Raw genomic sequence first — 16,622 nt, 5'->3', positions numbered from 1 at the left:
AGATCATTTCGGCTAACGGGGCATCAACTCATCCTTGAGATGGGCCGCCGCCCGATCAAGCGTGATCGACTCGATCCCCCGATGGGCGGCGAGCAGGATCGTCCCGCCCGGCGTTTCGTAAACACCGCGTGATTTCATTCCGACAAACCGGTTTTCGACGAGATCCACCCGCCCGACACCATGTCTGCAACCGAGCAGGTTCAATTGCTCCAGCAAAGTCGCCGGCGACAGGACTTCGCCGTCGAGGGAAATCGCATCCCCGCGCGCGAAACTGATCCTGATGATTTCCGGCTCATCCGGCGCATCAACCGGATCGAGTGTGCGCTGATGAACATAGGCGGGAGCCACAATGGCGGGATCTTCCAGCATCTTGCCTTCCGTTGATGTGTGCAGAAGATTGGCATCGGTCGAGAACGGCGCTTCTCCGCGCTTGTCTTTCGGGATCGCGATCTGGTGGCGCTCGGCGTAGGCAATCAGTTCGAGACGGGAGCGGATAGGCCACTGCCGCCACGGCGCGATGACCGTGATCGATGGATCAAGGGCGTTCACCGCCAGTTCGAACCGAACTTGATCGTTGCCCTTGCCCGTCGCCCCATGGGAAATGGCATCCGCTCCAACTTCTTGTGCGATCTTGACAAGATGCCGGGCGATCAGCGGTCTCGCGATCGAACTTCCCAGCATATATTGCCCCTCATACAGTGCATTGGCGCGCAGCATGGGGAAGACGAAGTCCCGGGCAAACTCTTCCCGCAAGTCGAGGACTCGGATGTCCTTGACGCCGAGCATTTCCGCATTCCTGCGCGCCGGTTCCAGTTCCTCGCCTTGGCCGAGATCGGCGGTAAAGGTGACGACCTCGCACCCATATGCCTCCTGCAGCCATTTCAGGATCACCGACGTATCCAGTCCGCCGGAATAAGAGAGTACGATTTTCTTCAATTTCTCGTTCATGGAAATGCCTCCGAATTTGCACATGTACGGTAGGTCAAATCGCGGCAGCAGAAATTTCAAAGATTGTAGGAATTCGATCTATTCTGACATAATCTGCCAAGAATTTCTGACTATGGAGTGTGAAGTGCCATTTCTATTGGATCGCATAGATCGACGCATTTTGAGCGTTCTGCAGCGCGATGGACGCATCTCCAATGTGGAACTCGCAAAGAAGGTCGGTCTTTCGCCTTCGCCCTGCCTGCGTCGGGTCCGTCTTCTGGAGGAGGCCGGCGTGATCGATCGATACATCGCGGTGGTTAACCCGGCAAAAGTGGGGGCCAGCCTTACGGTGTTTGCCCGGGTCTGGTTCACGACCCAGGATGCTCAAGTCACCCTGCAGTTCGGGGAGGCCATCCGGCGGTTCCCCGAGGTGACCGAGTGTTATCTGACCACGGGCGAATGTGATGCGATCCTTCGCGTGGTCACGGCCGACCTACACAGCTACTGGCGCTTCCAGGCCGATCACCTCACGCGGATTCCAAGCGTCTTGAGCGTCAAGACAGATGTCCCTATGGAGACATTGAAACAGAGCTTCGAAATCCCGATCGCATGAAAACGATTGGATCAGGGCAGTTCCATTGCCCTCGGCTCCCGCTTCCGGTGCGGAGGTTCTTGCGCTATGATCCGCCATTGACCGGAGAACCGTGCATGTCGACGCAGGCCCGCAAGCCCACTGAACTGCCCCTGGACGAGACGCTTATTGCGGAAGCCCATGAACTTGGGCTCGACGTGGCGGATGCCGCCGAGGCCGGGATCGCCCGTGCGGTGAAGGCGGAAAAAGAACGGCGCTGGAAAATCGAGAATGCGGACGCAATTCGGGCCGATAACGACTACGTCGCCAAGCACGGCTTGCCGCTGGCAAAGTACCGGATCTGGTAGAGCGTGGGACGGTTTTGGGTCCATCGCCTAAAATCCGAAGACCAGTTGGTCGTCGATCTGCAGTCCGATTTTTTGCAGGATCTCCCATCTAGGGTAGTTGCCCCACTTCACCCGATTGAAGAGGTCTCTTGGACAATCGCGCGGCTGACGCCTCGCTTCGCGATAGGCGGCCGCACCTATGTCCTCGCCACGCATCGGCTTTCTGCACTGCCTCTTTCTGAAATCGGCCCCGCCATCGCCGATCTCTCGCCCAGAGCAGACGAAATCACTGCGGCCACGGACTTCCTGTTCCAGGGATTCTGAGGCTTCATCTGCAAGCCCTTCCCCCGGCTTGCGGCCCTTCAAAATCCTCGTTATTTAGTTGTGCAGGCAATTCGAATAAACCGCGACGCGATCGCTTCCAAGGGGGAATAGCCAATGCACAAGTTCAAGATCGTCAAGACCGAGAAGGGCGAATACCGCGTCCAGTTCGTCTACAATGCCGAAGTGATGGTGTGGTCGGAAAACTATGCCTCGAAGGCAAGCGCGAAGAATTGCGTCGAATCGATCAAGAAAAATGCGCCTGAGGCCGCGATCGTCGACCTGACCAAGCAGGAGACCGGCAGCGGCTATCGCTTCGAGATCGACGAGGCGAAGAACGGCGAGACTTTCGTCCGTTTCCGCGCCGCCAATGGCGAGATCATGGTGCGCTCGGAAACCTACAAGGCGAAATCCAGCGCCAAGAACTGCGCCACCTCGGTGCAGAAGAATGCGCCCGAGGCCGAGGTGGTCGAGGAGGGCTAGCAACCCTTTCGCCCCAAGGCTTCGCCGGACGCCATCTCCATCAACCAGTCCTGGAACAGCCGCATGCCTGTGGTGGGTGGGCGCGATTTCAGCCGCGTCAGCCAGTAGCTGCCCATGCCGGTCTCGATGGCAAACGGCTGCACGAGCTGGCCCGATGTCAAGAGCCGCGGGAACATCCGCGGTGGCGCCAGCGCCACGCCGGCGCCCTGCTGGGCGGCCTCGATCATCGCCAGCGAAGTGTCAAAGACCATGCCCTTCAGCGGGGCGGATGCCGCAACGCCAGCCGCCGTAAACCACGACGCCCATTCCGACGCGCGGTAGGAGCGCAGCAGCGTCTCACCGAGCAGGTCATCGGGTACCTTCAGCCGGGCGGCCAGCTGCGGCAGGCAGAGCGGCGACAAAGGCGCCTCGAACAATTCCTCCGCCTCCGTGCTGTGCCAGGCACCATTGCCGAAACGAATGGCGAAATCCAGGCCCTCGGCAGCCATGTCGACGCGGTTGTTGTTGGTCGAGAGCCTGAGTTCGACAAAGGGAAAACGCCGGGCGAAATCGCCGAGCCGCGGCAATAGCCAGCCGACGGCAAAGGTGCCGACGGCACCGACCTTGACCACCTCGCTCAGATGACCATGCTCGAACCGGTCGAGCGTTCCGGCAATCCGGTCGAAGCTCTCGCGCAGCACCGGCAAAAGCGCCTCGCCCTCCTCGGTGATCATCAACCCGCGCGGCAGGCGCTTGAACAGGGCCGTGCCCAGCCGGTCCTCCAACTGCTTGACCTGCTGGCTGACGGCCGCCTGGGTGACGCAGAGCTCGATCGCGGCCCGGGTGAACGACAGATGCCGGGCCGAGGCCTCGAAAGCCCGCAACGCATTGAGCGGAAGATAGGGTCGAACCATGATAGCCCCAGGTTTTCTAATGCGAGATGCCAGATAAGGTGGTTTGCGATGCAATTGCGATAAATTTAGCGATGGGGACGCGCCAATCGTCAAGCGGCAATGCCAATAGGTCCTGCCTGACGACGCCCTGCAAACCTGCACCCGTCCCGTGCCCAAGGAGCCGCCATGCCCACCTCGCCCGCAACCTCGCCTGCCCTCGCCCCGTCCCTTTCTCTGTCGCGCCGCCACTTCACCCGGCTTGCCGGCGCGCTGATCGGCGCGTCTCTTGCCGCGCCGCGCCTGTCGTTTGCGGCAGGCAATGGCGACAGCCAGTTCGCCCAGGCGCTCGAAGCGATCGAGGCGCGCATCCAGGCGCGGCTTGGCGCCTTCGTGCTCGACACCGAAACCGGCACCACGCTCGGCTACCGCGCCGACGAGCGTTTTCCGATGTGCAGCACCTTCAAGGCGATCGCCGCCGCTGCGGTGCTTTCGCGGGTCGATGCCGGCAAGGAGGATCTGTCGCGCCGGCTGCACTGGAAGAAGGCCGACCTGATCGCCCATTCGCCGGTCACCGAAAAACACGTGAAAGATGGCCTGACGCTCACTGAGCTCTGCCATGCGGCGACCACCGTTAGCGACAACACGGCCGCAAACCTGATGCTGGAGGCGATCGGCGGCCCGTCAGGGTTTACCGCCTTCGTCCGCTCCGTGGGCGACCCGGTCACCCGCATCGACCGGATGGAGCCGGCGCTCAACAGCGCAAAACCGGGCGACAAGCGCGACACGACAAGCCCGGCCGCGATGGCCGCCCTCTTGAAAACGCTGGTGCTCGACGATGCGCTTTCGCCGGCCTCGCGCGATCAGCTCGGCCAGTGGATGGTCGCCAACACCACCGGCGGCACCAAACTGCGCGCCGGCCTGCCGCGCGGTTTCACGGTCGGCGACCGCACCGGGGCCGGGGCCAATGGCACGAACAATGTGGTTGCGGTCATCTGGCCGCCGCAGCGCAAGCCGCTGGTGGCGACCGTGTTCATCACCGAAACCCAGACACCGCGCCCGGAAACGGATCCGGCCATGGCCGAAATCGGCCGGCTGTTGACCCGCATCCTCGAAATCTGACCGCACAGCCGCAGCCGTCCCCGCCCCCACACTGCAGGAGACGGCTGCGGCACGCCTTTTGCGAACACGGTCGCGTCCCGGTCGTTCAGCCGGACTTGGTCAGCAATTGATAAAGCGCAATCGGATTGGTCGAGAGATAGCGCACCAGCAGCCGGCGCGGTTCGCGAAACAGGCGATAGGCCCATTCGAGCCCGGCCTTCTGCATCCATTCCGGCGCGCGCGGCAATTTGCCGGCGAGGAAATCGAACAGGCCGCCGGAGGTCTTGATGACGCCGACGCCGCGAAGGCGCTCGAGATTGCGCGCGACAAACTGCTGTTCATAGGGCACGCCCATGCCGATCCACAGGATGTCCGGCTTCAGCCGGGCAATCTCGGCGACCACCGCCTCTTCCCGGTCGGCGATATAGCCGTTCGATGATCCGGCAAAGACGAGGTTGGGATATTGTGCGCGCATCTGCGCCACCGCACGCTGATTGCTGTCTTCGGTTGCGCCAAGAAAATAGAAGCTGACGCCGGCCTGTTCGGCCAGTTCTGCGACCGCATGGACCAAGTCGGTGGTCGCCACCCGTTCGGGCAGCGGCGTGCGGCAGAGCACGCGCGACAACAGCACCATCGGCATGCCGTCGGCGTGGATCTGCCCGGCCTTGAGCAGGGTGTCTCTGAACTGCGCGTCGCGCGCCGCCAGCGCGATGACCTGGCCATTGGCCGAGGTCGAATAGAAGGGCAGAGCGTCCCTGTTGCGTGCTTCCAGCGCCGTGCGAACGAACGCCTGGGCGGATGTGTGCATGTCGATCAAGGCAATGGGGAGACCGCCGAGCCGGACGGTGTTTGCACCATCGTCCGTCTGGCGTTCTGTCAGGTCTGCATTGTGCATACGAAAGGGACGTCCAGTTGGTCGTTTGGTCCTGCAAGTTACGACCGCAACGTTAACGGTTCGCTACGAACTGACCACCAACGGACAGGCGCTTCAGCGCGCCGCCTGCTAGCCGTCGTCGACCACCGCGACGATCTCCGACCACAGCCTTTGCAGTTCGGTGCCAGCCTCTATCCGGGGCGCGGCTGCATGCCAGGCTTTGAGCACCGCGTCCGCCATGCTTGCCGCATCGGCATCGGTGTCGACGAGGTGGATCGCCTTGTGCTCGATCAGCCGGCGAAACAGGCCGTGATGGGCAAGCGCGTCCGCCCGCTGCGGCGCGTTGACGATCACCGGCTTGCCGGAAAGGCCGGCCGCCAGCACACTGCCGCGACGCGCGGTCAATCCCTCGGGAAACAGGTAGCAGAACGCGTCGACCTGCTCGAAAATCGCAAAGAGTTCGGCGTCGGTCGCGACATAGCCGGTGACCGTGACACGGTCACCGATGCCAAGGCGGCGCGCAAGCTCGAAGAAATCGCGCTCGATATTGTCCATGCCCTTGATGAAGGAGCCGACAAAGACAATGCCGACATCATGACCGCGCGCCAGCAGGTCTGCGGCGATGGCGAGCACTTCGGTCGACTGTTTTTTCGGATAGATCGAGCCGAACTGGCCGATGATCAGGCGGCCGGCCTGCTTCTGCCGTTCCAGCGCCTGCGATCGTGATCCGGGCTGCAATGTCGCCGGCGGCACGAGATTGGGCGGCACGGGCACGATGGCGCGATGCTTCGTCTTGACTTTGGACACCGGGCTTGCGGCGAACTCGTCTGCAATTTCCGGCGCCGAGAAACAGACGCGGCTGGCCAGCAGCATGACCGGCATCAGCACAAAGCGGCGTTTCCAGTCGAGCGCCTGCCATTCATGCAGCACGACGACCAGTTCGCGCCGCATGAGCCAGGCGGCCAGCGCTGCAAGCGTCGGCTCGACAAGCTTCTTCTTCCAGCCTACGACCGGAAAGTTGAAAATGACCGCATCCACGCCGGACAGCGCCTTCACCAGGCCGAAAAGGTCGAAGCCGAGTTTGTGCCGGCGGGCGCGAGGATCCATTCGATCGGCCAGGAGCCTGGCAAAACTCTCGACGCCACAGGTCTCCGTCGCGCTGGAGACAAAAACGAGATAGGTCTTTTCTGTCATATCGGTCTGTCCAATGTCCGCGGTGGACAGTTCGGCGCCGCGAAACGACGTGACGGCCTGCATCGGTGATCGCAAAATCGGCCTTTAGTCTAAAAATTCCGTGAAGCCGGACCCCGTCGGTTTCACTGCTTGTCGTGGCACCGGCCCCGCGCCTCGCGCTGACTACGGATTTGGCATCAGCCGTTAAGCTATTCTAGGGGAATGCCGCCTAGATTTGGCAGCCAATTGCGCCACGAAGGAAGAGACATGACGGCATCCATTTCGCTGGTCACGCCGAGCTATAGCGGTGACTTCGACTGCTGCAAGCTGCTTTGCCTGTCGATCGATCGCCATGTCACCGGCCATGACATGCACTATATCGTCGTCGGCGATGAGGACGCGGCGCTGTTTGCGCCGCTGAACGGCCCCAGACGCCGGGTGGTCTCTTCCTCGAGCCTGCTGCCGAAATTCTGGGCCCTGCCGAAATGGCGCGGCCGGCGTTACTGGTGGTCGCCGGCTATCCACCTGCCGGTTTATGGCTGGCATCTGCAGCAATTGCGCAAGATCGCCATGACGCTCGCCCAGTCGAGCGAGCGGGTGATGTGCGTCGATTCCGACAATGTCTTCTGCCATCCGCTCGACCTGTCAGAGATAGCGGCCGCGCCAAGGCTGCCACACTATGTCGAGCCCGGCCAGATCAACCCGTCGCGTCCCAATCACGTCCGCTGGTGGCAGAATGCCCATCGCGCGCTCGGCCTGCCGGATCCGGTCCTGCCCGGCGACGATTTCATCGGCCCGATGACGCTGTGGGAGCGCGAGACCGTCAAGGTGATGACCGCGCGGATCGAAAATACATCCGGCCTGCCCTGGTGGCAGGCGCTCGCACGCCAGCGGCATTTCTCAGAATATCTCGTCTATGGTGCTGCCGTCGCCGGCGATCCGACGCTTGCCGCCCGGCATGAGCGGGTCTCGGAAAGCCGCTGCGTCACCTATTGGGTGGGTCCGCCGCTCGATCGCGCCGGCCTTCAGGCGCTCGTCGACAGCCTGCTGCCGCACCAATGCGCCATCACCATCCAGTCGCATACCCATACGCCGATCGAGATCATTCGAGAGGTCGCCATCGGCAAGGCCTGAGGCCTGGTTTATCCGTCAGCCCTTGTAGGGCTTGGGCAGGAAGCCGAGGCTTGCGATCGTGCGGCCAAGCGAGACAAGCAACGGATGGCTTGCCGGCAACAGGCGTCGGGTCTTTGTGAACAAGCGCACCGATCGGCCGAGCCCAAGCCATAGGCTCACGGCGTTCTTGGCCACCGGCTTCAGCGCCGAGCCGCTATGGATGCGGTCGATGACATAGTTGATGCTGCCGGTGCGGATCGAGCGTTTCATCAGGAAGCGCGCCGTGACACGCTCTCCGGCCACGAATTCGTGGATCATCGCCTCGGCGCACCACCAGGTCCGGAAGCCCGCCTTGCGGCAGCGGGTGAAAAATTCCATGTCGCCGCCGCCGAGAAAATTGAAGCGCACGTCGAACAATGGCGATTGGAGACCCTCGAAGACGCGGCGGCGGATGAGGCAATTGCCCGAACCATGGATCTGGTCGATCTCGCGGCTTTCGCCTTCGATCGAGCCGAACAGCGGATGCTGCATGACGGCTGTGGTCGCCGGCACCTCGAATTCCCGGTCGACCGGGCCGCCGACGATATCGGCATTCTCGCGCCGCGCCGTTTTGACGATTGCCGCCAGCCAGCCGGGCATGGCCATTTCGTCATCGTCGATCATCAGCAGGAATTCGGCCCTGGGAAAGGCCTGCATCGCCTCGGCAAAGGCACGGTTGATCGCGTGGCAATTGCCCTGCTTGCCCTCGGTGAAGACCGCATACGGCAGGCCAGCCGGGCCGAGCAGGTCTTCGGCGCAGACTGCGCCGACCGGATTGGCGGCATCGTTGTCGACGACAACGATCGCGAAGGGAAAATCGGTTTCCTGCGCGATGACGGATGCCAGCGTGCGCGCCAGCCAGGCCGGCCGACGAAAGGTCGGAATGCACACGACCGCCTGGATCGAACTCGCATCCTGCATTGGCATTTCAGAAGCTTTTGTCACCGGCGACTGCAATCTGGCTGATTTCAGCCTCTCTGATCCTGCGGCGAAACCTACAAACTGCAGGTAAGCATGACGTTAACGCGCATTGGCCAGACGTTGTGCCAGACGCTGTGTTGGACCCTGTGCCAGACCCTGTGTTTGACGCTGTGGCCTCGGCCAGTTCCGGCGCGCGGGCCGGGCCTTTGTCGTGGCAATCGGTTTTGCCTCGGCAAGGCTGGCATAGGCCTGGAACCTGAGACCGAAGACCGAGATCAGGGTGGTGAACCAGAGCGGCCCGGTATTGCCGAAGAACGGACTTTCCAGGCAGGCAAAGAACAGCGAAAACAGCCAGATGCGGATGAACAGCCGCGTCAGCGCCTTGTCCTTGCCGCTCCTCAAGGCCCGTCCGGCATCGCGAATCGGCAGGAATACCAGCCAGACCACCACCAGAATCAGCATCGGGACGCCGCCATTGATCAGCTGCTCGACATAGCCATTGTGCGAATTGGCGGCCGTGACCGCCCATGAACTGATCGCCTCGCCGCGCGAAAACAGCGCTTCCGTCTGCCAGAACGACTGGAAGCCATAGCCGAAGAACGGCCGGTCGGCGATGGCCGACAGCGCCAGTTCCCAGATCGAACTGCGGTCGGTGAAGGTCGGATCGACGCCGAGGGAAACCAGGAAGCCGCTGACCGCCGGAGAGACCGCTGCCGACATCAGGATCGCGTTGACGACCAGAAGGCCAAAAACCGGGATCAGCCAGCGCGAGGCCCGCACATGCTCGAACACCCAGGCCAGGACAAGCACGGCCGGCAACATGCCCGCGGACGTCTTGCCGCCCGATTTCAGCACGAAGAAGCCTGCCGCCGCGACGATTGCAAGGCCAATGAATGTGGAGCGAACCTGGCGCAGATAGAGGCCGAAAAACACCGCAAAGACCATGGCACCGGCCGCGACGTTCTTGTGGCCGAAATGACCGCGCCAGTCGCCCGCCAGCAATTGCTCAAGTGCATCGGTCGGCTGGTGGATCGCCCGCTGCGGCAAGGCGATGACACCGAAATAGGACAGGCAGATCACCGCCACCATGATGCCGCAGACCAGCTTGGCGAACTGCTGCTCGTTGCGCGGCAACAGCAGAACGGCGCTGCTGCACAGGCAGACCAGGATGGCAAAGACGATGCGGCGGAAGGCGGTGGCCGGATCGTCCGACAAAAGCCCGGTGAAGCAGACCCAGAGCAGCAGCACCGCCAGCAGACCATGCGGTCTGAGCAGCATGCCGGCCGAGCGATAGCGAAACATCGTGACCAGAACGATGCCGGACAGACTGACGACGATCAGCTGGTTGATGAGGTTCGAGCTCTTGCCATAGGCGGTCAGCAAAGCTGCGGCATTCGGATCCGGGAAAGGCGCGAGACCGATCCAGAAATAGCAGAAAATGGTCAAAAAGAGCAGGCTGGAGAACAGGCCGTTCTTCGCGCTCGCTCCATTCTGACGCCCGTCAGGCATGGGCTTCGTCCCCGAATTCGCTGAGGTAGCGATAGTCGCGCCACAGGCCGAGCGCCACGGCGACGAAAAGGCCGAGGAAAAGTCCGGCCATGCCGCCGGCTGCCGCCAGCAGGTAACCTCTGGGCGGGAAGCTGCGATTGGCCGGCGCCACCGCCGGCGTGACGATGCGGACATTGGTGGCATCGATCTGCTGGCGCTGGGCAGCTTCGCCGGCCCGCGCCATGAAGGCTTCATAGACGGCGGCCTTGGCGCGCGCCTCGCGCTCGAGTTCGCGCAACTGGATCTGCGAGGCGCTGTCGTCGAACACCGAGGACGCCATCTGGTTGGCCTGCGAATTGAGCAGCTTCAACGCGGTGCGCGCCTGGTCGAGTTCGGTCTTGGCGGCCTGGACGATGCGGCCGGTCTCGGCGTTGATCTGGTCTTCGAGTGCCTTGACCTGCGGCGTCAGCGTCAGGATCACCGGATGATTGGGGCCAAGCACCGCCGACTGTGAGGTCATGCGCTGCTTCAGGGTCGAATACTGGGTGCGCAGCATGGTCATCGTTTCCGACTGCAGGCTTGCGGCATTGATCTGGTTGCGCGGGTCGGTGGCGACCAGCTCATTGTAGCGGGTTTCGGCCTGGATCAGCCGCGCCCGCGCCTCGATCAGCTGGGTATTGGTCTGCTGCGACATCAGCGTGCTGGTCAGTTCGCCCGACACCGATTGCAGGCCGCGCTCGCGCTTGAACTGCTCGACATTCGATTCCGCCTTGGTCACCTCGACCTTCAGGTCGTCGAGACGCGCGATCAGCGCGCTTGCCGCCCGGCCCGCCCCTTCGGATTCCGCCTTGGCCAGTTCTTCCTGGAAGCTGGTGACGACGGCATTGGTGATATCGACCGACTTGCTCGGATTGTTCGACCAGACCGCGACATTGACGATGAAGGAACGCTCGTCGCGGCGTGCGACGACGCGCTTGGCAAGCGTCGTCAGGGCGTCATTGGCCGGATCCTTGGATGACGCGCCGGCAAATTCCGGATCGGCATAAAGTCTCAGGTCCTGGACCACGCGGCCGAGAACATTGCCCGAGGTGATGACGCGCAGCTTGCTGTCGACATCGAGCAGCTTGGTGTCACGTTGCATGTTCTCGGAAAAGATGTCGTTGCTGACGACCCGCAGATTGGCCGGATCCAGCAGGATGTCGATGCCGGCGATAAAGCGCGGCTTGACAAAAATCGTCACGCTATAGCCGGCAACAGCACCCAGTATCGCCAGCGCCACGATCCAGAGCGCACCACCGCGCAACCAGTTCAGGACCCGGAAGAGATCGATCTGGAACAGCTGCTGCAGCCTCGAATAGGTTTCCGCGTCGCTGTTCGCATCGCTTCGCGCAGCCCTTGCGCCGTCCTGTTCCAAAGCGGGAACAACCGTATCGGTCTCATACATATGCGGCGCAGGCACATGCAATGCTGGCACATCCGATCTCGGCCCATGCGATACCGGCTCGGGCAGCGCATCGGCCCGATGATGCACTCTGTCGATCCAGCCGCGTGTACTGACCACGGGCTTCTTCAGTCGAGAGTTGGCTTCATACATGTGGTCGGGACCCAGTCGCTAATCGGCTTTGCGCGCGCAATCATGGTTAACAAACCCTGTTTTCATTAAGTATCCATTAATGCCGTTTCCGAATGGTGCGTGCGCCTGCGTCACTCCTGATATAAAAGGGGCCGAATTGCGTCGTCTTGTGACACGCGCCACTGACCATGTTCCATTTTGGGCGTAGCCGAGGGAAGCACCGTGATGCGCAGGCGAGAGTTCGTGGTCGGCGCCCTCGGGGCAGGCCTTGCAGCATCCAGCATGCCGTCTGGCGCGCTTGACGGCGTCGTGGGCGCGGGCGGCACGGCCAGCGCCAGCCAGCTCGGAACCGCCATCCCGTTTGGCGCAGCCGTGCGCGTCGATTATCTCGCCGACCAGTTCGACTACAAGACCGCCATTCTCGAGCACTGCCAGATCGTCGTCGGCGAAGGCGGGTTGAAATGGATCGACCTGCGCCCGACGCGCGACGATTTCGTCTTCGACCAGCCCGACCGCCTGATCGCATTCGCCGAGGCCAATGGCATGAAGATGCGCGGCCATACCCTTGCCTGGTACGGCGCCATGCCGGACTGGACACAGCAGATCGCCAGCGAAGCCGAGGCGGAAGGCGAACTTGTGCGCCATATCGAGACCGTGGTCGGCCGCTACAAGGGCCGCATTCCGAGCTGGGACGTGATCAACGAGGCGATCGCCGACCATCCGACCGCCGATACCCCGTACCGCGATTCGATCTGGCAGCAACGCCTCGGCAAGCGCTTCGTCGAACTGTCGCTGCGCACGGCAGCCGCCGTCGATCCCGACGTGCAGCTGGTGATCAACGACTACGCCATCGAAAACCCGACCGACCAGTGCCGGGCCAAGCGCGAAGCGCTGCTCAACCTGTTGCGCGACCTCAAAGACCGCGACGTGCCGCTGCATGCCGTCGGCATCCAGGGCCATCTGCTCGGCGACCAGGAGATCGACAAGGACGGGCTGTCGCGTTTCGTCGAGGCGGTCGCCGCCATGGACCTTGAAGTGCTGGTCACCGAACTCGACGTGATCGACAACAAGCTGCCCGCCTCGACCTATGACCGCGACCAGATCGCGGCGGCCACCGCGCGGGATTTCCTCAGCGCTATCTGCGACGTCAAGCGTCCGGGCGCCATCCTCACCTGGGGCATCACCGACCGCTATACCTGGGTGCCGATCTGGTTCAGCCGCGATGACGGCAAGCCGAACCGGCCCTTGCCGCTCGATGTCAATTACCGTCCGAAAGCCCTGCTGCAGGTGATCGAAGACTTTACGCGTGTGCCTGCCTGATGCTCCGTCAAATCTCGTCCTACATGATCGCCAATGTCGTCACCGTCGTGATCGGTGGCGCCTCGGTCGTGCTGTTCACCCATATTCTCAGCCCGCATGAATACGGCATCTATGTCCTGGGCATCAGCGTCGCCGGCCTGATCTCGACGCTTCTGTTCGGCTGGATCAAGACATCAGTCCTGCGCTTCACCTCTGAAGAGGGCGGCGCGGATGTACGCATGTCGGCGCTGATCGCCTATGGCGTCATCGTCATGGCCATCCCGTTGATGGTGATCGCGGCCCTCTTCCTGCCCGATGGTTCGGCGCAATATGTGGTGCCGGCGATCTTCGTCGCCTATACCGTCGGCCTGTTCGAATTCGTGCTGGAAATCTTCCGCGCCCGCCAGGAAACCGGCTCCTACATGCGCTCGACGATCCTGCGTGCGCTGCTCGGCATCACGCTGTCCTGCCTGCTGGTGATGGTGTTCGATCTCGGCGGCCAGGGCTTGCTGATCAGCGTTGCCGGCTCCTATCTGGTCACCATCCTGGTCTATGCGCCAATGGTCTGGCGCCGTCCCCTGCATGGCTTCGACCGCGCCATTCTCACCGAAATGCTGCGCTTCGGCCTGCCGATGACCGTATCGGGCGGCATTTTCATGCTTCATACGATCATCGACCGGCTGATCATCGTCTCCTTCCTCGGCGAAAATGCCGCCGGCAATTATGGCGCGGCCGCCGATCTGGTGCGCCAGATCATCCTGTTTCCCGGCGTGGCGATCGGCTCGGCCATCGTGCCGATCGCCATCCGCCTGCTGTCCCAGGACGGACCTGCCGCGACCAACCGGCATCTGCTGCACAGCCTGGAACTGCTGCTGGCGATCCTCATTCCCGCCTGCGTCGGCATGGCGCTGACGGCTGCCAATTTCTCCGGCCTGATCCTCGGCCCGGAATTCGAGGTCGCGGCGTCGCAGCTGATACCGGTGATCGTGTTTGCCTGGCTGTTCCGCTCGATCTCCTACCAGTTCATCCATGTCAGCTTCCAGCTCGCCAAGACGGCCCGGCTGGTGTCGATCCAGGGCATGGTCATTCTGACCATCAATGTCATCGGCATGCTCGTGCTGGTGCCGCGTCTCGGGCTGATGGGGGCCGCCTGGTCGCTGCTGTTTTCCGAGATCTGCGGCGTGATCGTCGGCTATTTCCTGTCGTTCAAGGCGCATCCCCTGCCGCTGGAAATCTGGCCGACGGTGAAGATCTGCATCGCGACGGTGATCATGGCGGTGCCGACCTGGTTCGTCGAAGGCTTTTTCCCCAACAAGGGACTGATCGATCTGATCGTGCCGGTGCTCACCGGGATCGTCGCCTATACGGTCGCCGCGCTCTGCCTCGATGTCGCTGGCATCCGGCAGATGCTGCGGGACCGCTTTTCAAAAGCAGCCCAGTTGCCCGTCTGAGCATTCCCGAATTCGCCCGACAATCAAAGTCTATTAAGGTCTTGGGCTTTTAATCGCGGCGGGAAAATGGACGCGTCTCGCCGACGCGCCCGGCATGAGGAAGAGAGCGTGGACGGAGCGGGAAATACATCCGTGCGGCGGACGAAAAACGGCTTGTCGGCCGCACAACCGACCGTGTTCGGATCACATGTCGGCCTGTTTTCGGCGCCAGACGAAGGTCTGCCCCGCCGCGACCTCGCCGTGCTTTTCCTCAGCCCCTGGGGCATGGAGGAAATGTGCACCCGCAAGCTCTACCGGATCCTCTCCGAACATTTCGCAGCGCTCGGCGTGGCGAGCCTGCGTTTCGACTATCCCGGTGCAGCAAACGCGTTCGACGCGCAGGAAGACGGCCAAGGGCCCGTCACATCGGGGCCAGTCGTATCGGGGCCCGTCACATCGGGACCTGTCGCATCCGGCCTGGCCGGCTGGATCTCGACCATCGGCGAGGCTATCGCCGAACTCCAGGCGCTATCGGGTAGCCACCAGATCGTCCTGCTCGGCCAGGGGCTGGGCGGCAGCCTTGCCTATCTGCGCGCGCCGATGGAAACCGAGCTTGCCGCCCTGATGCTGCTCGGGCCGGTCCTCAAAGGTCGCAACTATCTGCGCGAACTGTCGCTCTGGTCGAAGATGATCGACGAGCCGATGCACATCAAGGCCGAGCTTCGCGACACCTCACCCGGCGCCATCGCCGGCCTGCGCATGCCCGAGACCGTCGCCACCGACCTGAAAAGCCTCGATCTTTCCACCGCCCCACCGCTCGATCCGTCGCTCGGCACCGCGCTCGATCCGGCCCTGCCGGTGTTTCTCGGCCAGCGCCCGGGCAATCATGGCGACATCGCCTTCGGCGAGATCCTGCGCAAGTCCTGCGGCCGCCTGACGACAGTCGATTTCACCGGCTATGACCAGCTTGTCTCCGGTCCCCTGTCGCAGGTGATGCCGGACGCGTTTATCGAGACGGTGCTGTCCTTCGTTAAGGCATTGCCGCAATTCCACAGCCTGGCCGGACAGGTCGCCCGGCCTGCCATGATCCGGCCGATCACATACCGCCACAGCCGCGAAACGCCGGTGCGCTTCGGCGACGGCGACCGGTTCTACGGCACCCTGTGTGAGCCGGTGGGCGCATCGATCGGGGTGACTGCGGTTATCCTGTCGACCTCCTACGATCATCAGGCCGGCTGGGCCGGCTCATCAGCGGAGATGGCGCGGCGGCTGGCGGCAATCGGCGTCTCGTCGCTGCGCTATGATGCAGCCGGCGTCGGCGACAGCCCGCCGATCCCGGGACGCCGCAAACAGATCCTCTACGACGATGCCCAGCTTGCCGATGTCGCGGCCGCCTGTGATTTCCTGCAAACGCTGGGCCTCACCGACCGGACGCTGATTGTCGGACGCTGCAGCGGCGCCTATATCGCGCTGCGCGCCGCCATCGCCGACCCGCGCTGGAACGGTCTGGTTGCCGTCAATCCGGATTCCCTGCTCTGGCGCTTCAAGGGCCTGCCGCGCACGCTGACCGCCTATTCCACCGAACTTCTCAAACGCGAGACGATCAGGCGCGTGCTAGCCGGGGACGTCGATATTGCCGCGGTCACGCGTAATATCGCCGTCCGGCTGATCGACCGCGCTGCCAAATCCGCATCGCGTTTCGTCAAGGCGGCCGTGCCGATCACCCGGCTGAGCGGCCGGGTCCACAGCGAATTCCTCGAGCTTCAGGCGCGCAGCACCCGGGTCGTGCTCGTCTATGCCGAGGGCGACGAGGGGCTCGAGCGTTTCCACGCCCATTTCGGCACCCGTGCCGAAAAGCTCGCGGCCTATGGCAATGTGGCGTTTCACATGATCCCCGATGCCGACCACAACCTGACCCCGCTGCCGGCGCGCGAAAGATTGTTTGCTATCGTCGAGTCAACCGCCCGAGAACTGGCCGTAAACCGCGCGATCTGAGCCATCCAAGGGGGATGACTTTTCCAAATCCCCCAACGTCTTCAACAAAACGCACCCCATTTCATCCCCCTTGTTTTGCGCCATGCCATAATGCCCCC

The 16,622-nt window shown here is 62.7% G+C and carries 15 protein-coding genes and 1 pseudogene; 9 read left to right on the top strand and 7 right to left on the bottom strand.

What is annotated here, in order from left to right; translation table 11 throughout:
• Positions 1-15 precede the first annotated feature (15 nt).
• Positions 16-948 (bottom strand): annotated as a pseudogene (locus PDO_RS00390) (argininosuccinate synthase); the annotation flags it as partial.
• Between the two features lie 124 nt (positions 949-1,072).
• On the opposite strand from PDO_RS00390, the gene PDO_RS00385 reads away from it, so the two are divergent.
• From PDO_RS00385 to PDO_RS29375, 4 genes are all read left to right on the top strand, one after another.
• Positions 1,073-1,540 carry an Lrp/AsnC family transcriptional regulator gene (locus PDO_RS00385; protein WP_007596400.1) on the top strand — a complete coding sequence of 156 codons (468 nt, stop codon included), beginning with the start codon at positions 1,073-1,075 and terminating at the stop codon, positions 1,538-1,540.
• Positions 1,541-1,635: 95 nt separating this feature from the next.
• A complete protein-coding gene (locus tag PDO_RS00380) occupies positions 1,636-1,866 on the top strand; it encodes a type II toxin-antitoxin system CcdA family antitoxin (protein ID WP_007596399.1) in 231 nt (76 codons plus the stop codon).
• Between the two features lie 3 nt (positions 1,867-1,869).
• Positions 1,870-2,169: a CcdB family protein gene (locus tag PDO_RS26845; RefSeq protein ID WP_081593111.1), complete on the top strand. Its 300-nt coding sequence runs from the start codon at positions 1,870-1,872 to the stop codon at positions 2,167-2,169.
• A 114-nt stretch (positions 2,170-2,283) separates the two neighbouring features.
• Positions 2,284-2,649 (top strand): YegP family protein, encoded by a 366-nt coding sequence (locus PDO_RS29375; RefSeq protein WP_007596397.1) that lies wholly within the window; start codon positions 2,284-2,286, stop codon positions 2,647-2,649.
• Here the strand turns inward: PDO_RS29375 and PDO_RS00365 are convergent.
• Positions 2,646-3,542 carry a LysR family transcriptional regulator gene (locus PDO_RS00365; RefSeq protein ID WP_007596395.1) on the bottom strand — a complete coding sequence of 299 codons (897 nt, stop codon included), beginning with the start codon at positions 3,540-3,542 and terminating at the stop codon, positions 2,646-2,648. The genes PDO_RS29375 and PDO_RS00365 overlap by 4 nt on opposite strands.
• A 165-nt stretch (positions 3,543-3,707) precedes the next feature.
• Here PDO_RS00365 and bla point away from each other — a divergent pair, with 165 nt between their 5' ends.
• On the top strand, positions 3,708-4,640 hold the full coding sequence (bla, locus tag PDO_RS00360) for a class A beta-lactamase (protein WP_007596393.1): 933 nt from the start codon (positions 3,708-3,710) through the stop codon (positions 4,638-4,640).
• A gap of 85 nt (positions 4,641-4,725) precedes the next feature.
• Here bla and PDO_RS00355 read toward each other — a convergent pair whose 3' ends face one another.
• Entirely contained in the window at positions 4,726-5,514 is a 789-nt protein-coding gene (locus PDO_RS00355; protein WP_007596392.1) for a WecB/TagA/CpsF family glycosyltransferase, read from the bottom strand.
• A 108-nt stretch (positions 5,515-5,622) separates the two neighbouring features.
• Positions 5,623-6,687 (bottom strand): glycosyltransferase, encoded by a 1,065-nt coding sequence (locus tag PDO_RS00350; RefSeq protein ID WP_037072067.1) that lies wholly within the window; start codon positions 6,685-6,687, stop codon positions 5,623-5,625.
• 246 nt (positions 6,688-6,933) lie between these two features.
• Here PDO_RS00350 and PDO_RS00345 point away from each other — a divergent pair, with 246 nt between their 5' ends.
• On the top strand, positions 6,934-7,800 hold the full coding sequence (locus PDO_RS00345; RefSeq protein WP_007596389.1) for a DUF6492 family protein: 867 nt from the start codon (positions 6,934-6,936) through the stop codon (positions 7,798-7,800).
• 15 nt (positions 7,801-7,815) lie between these two features.
• Here PDO_RS00345 and PDO_RS00340 read toward each other — a convergent pair whose 3' ends face one another.
• From PDO_RS00340 to PDO_RS00330, 3 genes are all read right to left on the bottom strand, one after another.
• Positions 7,816-8,739 carry a glycosyltransferase family 2 protein gene (locus tag PDO_RS00340; RefSeq protein WP_007596386.1) on the bottom strand — a complete coding sequence of 308 codons (924 nt, stop codon included), beginning with the start codon at positions 8,737-8,739 and terminating at the stop codon, positions 7,816-7,818.
• A gap of 99 nt (positions 8,740-8,838) precedes the next feature.
• Positions 8,839-10,248, bottom strand: coding sequence for an O-antigen ligase family protein (locus tag PDO_RS00335; RefSeq protein ID WP_007596384.1), 1,410 nt, complete (start codon positions 10,246-10,248; stop codon positions 8,839-8,841).
• On the bottom strand, positions 10,241-11,788 hold the full coding sequence (locus PDO_RS00330) for a GumC family protein (RefSeq protein WP_244426313.1): 1,548 nt from the start codon (positions 11,786-11,788) through the stop codon (positions 10,241-10,243). Before PDO_RS00330 ends, PDO_RS00335 begins: the two co-directional genes overlap by 8 nt.
• Before the next feature lie 237 nt (positions 11,789-12,025).
• On the opposite strand from PDO_RS00330, the gene PDO_RS00325 reads away from it, so the two are divergent.
• The 3 genes from PDO_RS00325 to PDO_RS00315 all read left to right on the top strand — a co-directional run bounded on the left by PDO_RS00325 (position 12,026) and on the right by PDO_RS00315 (position 16,524).
• Positions 12,026-13,120 (top strand): endo-1,4-beta-xylanase, encoded by a 1,095-nt coding sequence (locus tag PDO_RS00325; protein ID WP_007596379.1) that lies wholly within the window; start codon positions 12,026-12,028, stop codon positions 13,118-13,120.
• Positions 13,120-14,550, top strand: coding sequence for an oligosaccharide flippase family protein (locus PDO_RS00320; RefSeq protein WP_007596377.1), 1,431 nt, complete (start codon positions 13,120-13,122; stop codon positions 14,548-14,550). Before PDO_RS00325 ends, PDO_RS00320 begins: the two co-directional genes overlap by 1 nt.
• A 132-nt stretch (positions 14,551-14,682) precedes the next feature.
• Complete coding sequence (locus PDO_RS00315; RefSeq protein ID WP_244426312.1) at positions 14,683-16,524, top strand: serine aminopeptidase domain-containing protein; 1,842 nt, start codon at positions 14,683-14,685, stop codon at positions 16,522-16,524.
• Positions 16,525-16,622: the final 98 nt, after the last annotated feature.

Origin of the sequence: Rhizobium sp. PDO1-076, assembly GCF_000247475.1 — a bacterium.
Classification (GTDB): domain Bacteria; phylum Pseudomonadota; class Alphaproteobacteria; order Rhizobiales; family Rhizobiaceae; genus Allorhizobium.
Note: the sequence above shows the minus strand (reverse complement) of the source record. Positions and strands in the feature narration are given on the sequence as shown.